Source organism: uncultured Fretibacterium sp. (assembly GCF_938040765.1).
GTDB lineage: Bacteria > Synergistota > Synergistia > Synergistales > Aminobacteriaceae > CAJPSE01.
On record NZ_CALIAA010000191.1, the window covers coordinates 1 to 3802 of the forward strand.

A 3802-nucleotide genomic window follows, 5' to 3' on the forward strand; every position below is an offset into this window, starting at 1 on the left:
GAACAAGCCACCGAACAGGTCAGTGCCATGAAGGGGCTCGAAGAGCGTCGCGGCATTGTGATCTACAACGAGCAGTGGCACAAGGGCATCATCGGCATTGTCGCCTCGCGCGTCACCGAACAATACTATCGCCCCGCCGTGGTTTTAACCCGATCTGGCGACATGGCCACCGGTTCTGCGCGCTCCGTCACCGGTTTTGACGTCTACAAAGCGGTGCAAAGCTGCGCCGATCTGCTCGAAAATTTCGGCGGACACACCTACGCCGCCGGCCTCTCCCTGAACCAGGTCAACCCCGTGATCAGCAGGATGCTGGGCTCCTTCCTCCAGGAGGGGACCATCTCGGTGCTGAACTACGCCAACCGCATCCTCCAGCTCCCCCTGGGCCTGTTCGTCATCGCCGTCTCGCAGGCCGTGCTGCCCCAGCTCTCCCGGGCCCGAGAGCCGGAGGACTTCGCCGAGACGCTGCGGCATGCGCTTCGCTTCACGCTCTTCATCGTGCTCCCGGCCTCGGCGGGGCTCATCCTGATCTCCCGCCCCTTCGTGCACCTGGTCTTCGTCCGGGGCGCATTCGGCGAGGGCGCCTGGGAGGCTACCGCGACATGTCTGAGCCTCGGGATGCTGGGGCTGCCGGGCATGGCCTGCTCCACCGTCGTCATGCGGGGGCTCTACGCCCTGTCTCTCCCGCGCGCCGCCTTCGCGACCACGCTGTTCAGCGTGGCCTCCACCGCGCTTTTGTCCCTGTTCCTCATGCCGATGGGCTACGCCGGGCTGGCGCTGGCCCCAAGCGTCGCCTTTACGCTCTCCGGCATGGTGGGGCTGGGATACGTCCGCAGGAGGCTTGGGCGTCCCCTGGGCGTCCTCACGGGATGCTGGACGTCCAGGATCGCAGCCTCGCTTGGCCTGCTGATCCTCGTCACGGCCGCGTACGGATATTTCCTGCCCTACGTCCCGGCCGCCTCCCTCGGCCGCCGCGCGCTGTGGTGCCTTGGCGTCATCCTCGCCGGGACGGCGGCCTACGCGGCGACGACGCTGGCCCTGCGCTGCGAGGAGTGGCTGTGGATCCGCGAGGCCGTTGGCCGACGAAAGGAGAACGCTTGACGGACATCTCAAGGGAGCCCCGCCCCGATGCCAAACAGACGCAGAATCCCGTCATGGAAAATTCACTTTCCCACATTTTGCAATTTTACTTCAAGTTGTGAGCTTGATTTGGCTTTTGTGAGCTTTTGTGAGCTTTTCTGAGCTTTCGTGAGCTTTATTGAGGTTTACTGAGCTTTTCTTCCCCTTCTTTTTTGATACAATCCTTGCAATCCGTCGTTCATTCTCATGGGGGAAAGCCAACGCATTTCAAGGAGGTCTTCATGAACGGACTTAAGAAAACCATCAAAGGAATCGCCGTCCTCTTGCTGGCATGTCTGCTGCTCTGCGCCCCCGCGTGGGGACGCGCCTCCGGCGAGTGGAAAAAAACGCTGGAGGCCCGGACCGTCCAGCTGTGGATCGACGCACAGCTCCTGGACGACATCGTCCTGAACGCCCGTGCCGAGCTGAACGTCACCTGGCTGCCCCGGACCCTGAGGAAACGCCTGGAACGGGACCGGGACGTTCACGAATGGGTCGTCAAGGGGCTGGGCTGCTACTACCCCGCGGACAAGGAGGCGGAGCGGCGGATGAAGGGCCGCGACATCCTGGCCCTGAACTACCGCGCCGTGAAGAACTGGGACTTCGACCCGACGCGGCTGACCGTCGGGGGGTATCGCGTGGCCCCGGAGGACCTGCTGGGGCATCGGGACCTGCGCGTCACCGGAGAACTGCCCCCCGGCACGGAGGGTACCCTGTTCCTCTGCGTCCCCGCCCTCAAGCCCGGGAGCAGGGTTGAGATTACAATGGGGCCGGACAGGGCCGTGCTCGAGGCCCCCGCGAGATGAACACGGGGCCGCTCGACGCGGAGGCGCTGACGCTGGGCATCGAGACGAGCTGCGACGACACGGGCGTCGCCCTGATCCGTGGGGAGCGCACCGTCGTTGCCGAGCTGCTCTCCAGCCAGATACGGGACCATTCCCGATTCGGCGGCGTGGTCCCGGAGTTCGCGGCGCGCAAGCATCTGGAGAATCTGTTGCCCCTCGTCGACGCCGTCCTGGAGACGGCGAACGTATCGGGCAGGGACCTGGGCCTGATCGCCGTCACCCGGGGGCCGGGGCTGATGGGGTCCCTGATGGTGGGCGTCCAGGCCGCCCGGGCGCTCTCCCGGGCGTGGGATGTCCCCGTGATCGGGGTCAACCATCTGGAGGGACACCTCTTCGCCCCCATGGTCGACACGGAGGATCTGCGTCCGCCCTTTCTGTCCCTGATCGTATCCGGAGGGCACACGGAGATTATACGGGTCGATGCCCTGGGGCGCTATACGGTGCTGGGGGGGACGCGCGACGACGCCGCGGGCGAGGCCTACGACAAGGCCGCGCGGGTGATGGGGCTCCCCTACCCCGGCGGGCCGGAGATCGACCGTCTGGCGCGGGAGGGAAATCCCCACGCCTTCGATCTTCCCGTCCCGCTCAGGAACACGAAGGAGATCGAGTTCAGCTTCAGCGGGCTGAAGACGGCCCTGCTGTGGCAGGTGAAGCGGCTCGAGGCGGAGGGTCGGGAGCCGCCCCTCCCCGACCTCTGCGCCTCCTTCCGCCGCGCGGTGACGGACGCCCTGATCTCCAAGCTGAGCCTGGCCGTCCGACGGACGGGCATCCGACGCGTCGCCGTGTCGGGTGGGGTCGCCGCCAACAGCGCCCTGCGCGCGGCGATGACGGGCTCGCGGGAAGCACGGCAATGGACCGCCTGGCTCCCCAAGCCCAGCCGGTGCACGGACAACGCCGTGATGATCGCGGCGGCGGGACGGAGCGCCTGGGACCGCGGCGTCCGCAGCCCCTCCGACTTCACCCCCGACCCGTCGCTGGCGCTCGGGGAGACGGCCGCTCAGGGGCTCCACCGGATGGATTCACCGACCTCCCGCACCTCCGAAGCAAAGACGGCGCTGCGGGGGAGGCAGCGGGAACGCTCGAAGGAGGCCGGGAGTTGAGCACGAAAAAGACGAGGGACGAAGCCTCGAGACGCCGCGCCGTCATCACGGCGGAGGACGGCCCGCTCGGCTTGTCGCTGGGGGAGCTTATGGGACACCCGCCGCAGCGCCCCGACCCGGCCGATACCGCCGATGCCGCGGCCCCGACCCCGACGGCTCCGCCTCCCAAATTCTCCCGCGTCGTCCTCCAGAGGACGCGGGCGGGCCGCGGCGGCAAGTGGGTGACGCGCGTCCTGCCCACACCCGCGCCGACGGAGGCACAGCTCGAGGCTCTGGCACGGGAGCTGCGCAGGGCGCTGGGCACCGGTGCCCATACGGAGGAGGGCGCGCTCGTGGTCCAGGGGGACATCGCGGACCGCATCGAAGAATGGTTTCGGAAGCGCGGCGTCTCCAGGATCATCCGTTGACCGTCGGCTACAGCCCCCAGGATCAACAGGGGGACTTCATGGATTAAATCCGTGTTTCCATGGAGACATGGAACATCCGTCACAGACCGTCAGACATCCGTCTTCCATCCGTCCTCGGACGTAAGAAAGGGGTTCGGCTTCGATGCTCGAGACAATCGCTCCGCCCTTCTGGCACCCCGCGGTCAAGGGGGCCTTCATACTCGACTGGGATGGGGTCCTGGCCGACACGAAACTGGACTTCTCGGCCCTGCGGCAGAGGTACTTCGGGGGCAGGATCGTCCCCCTGATCGAGGCGGCGGAAGCCTTTCCGCCCCCTGTCCGGGAGGAGATCAGG

General features: G+C 66.8%; 4 protein-coding genes and 1 pseudogene. All 5 read left to right on the top strand.

Translation table 11 applies throughout. The features are described 5' to 3' along the window. Nucleotides 1–1098 (top strand): lipid II flippase MurJ (locus Q0176_RS06630; RefSeq protein ID WP_299300486.1); only part of this gene is annotated, 1098 nt, incomplete at its 5' end. Nucleotides 1099–1358: 260 nt separating this feature from the next. Further along, nucleotides 1359–1922 (top strand): hypothetical protein, encoded by a 564-nt coding sequence (locus Q0176_RS06635; RefSeq protein WP_299300489.1) that lies wholly within the window; start codon nt 1359–1361, stop codon nt 1920–1922. Further along, complete coding sequence (gene tsaD, locus Q0176_RS06640; protein WP_299300492.1) at nt 1919–3061, top strand: tRNA (adenosine(37)-N6)-threonylcarbamoyltransferase complex transferase subunit TsaD; 1143 nt, start codon at nt 1919–1921, stop codon at nt 3059–3061. The genes Q0176_RS06635 and tsaD overlap by 4 nt, the downstream gene beginning before the upstream one ends. Next, nucleotides 3058–3468, top strand: a complete 411-nt coding sequence (locus Q0176_RS06645) for a translation initiation factor (protein ID WP_299300495.1) — start codon at nt 3058–3060, stop codon at nt 3466–3468. Before tsaD ends, Q0176_RS06645 begins: the two co-directional genes overlap by 4 nt. Nucleotides 3469–3610: 142 nt before the next feature. Continuing rightward, nucleotides 3611–3802: pseudogene (locus tag Q0176_RS06650) on the top strand (HAD family hydrolase); the annotation flags it as partial.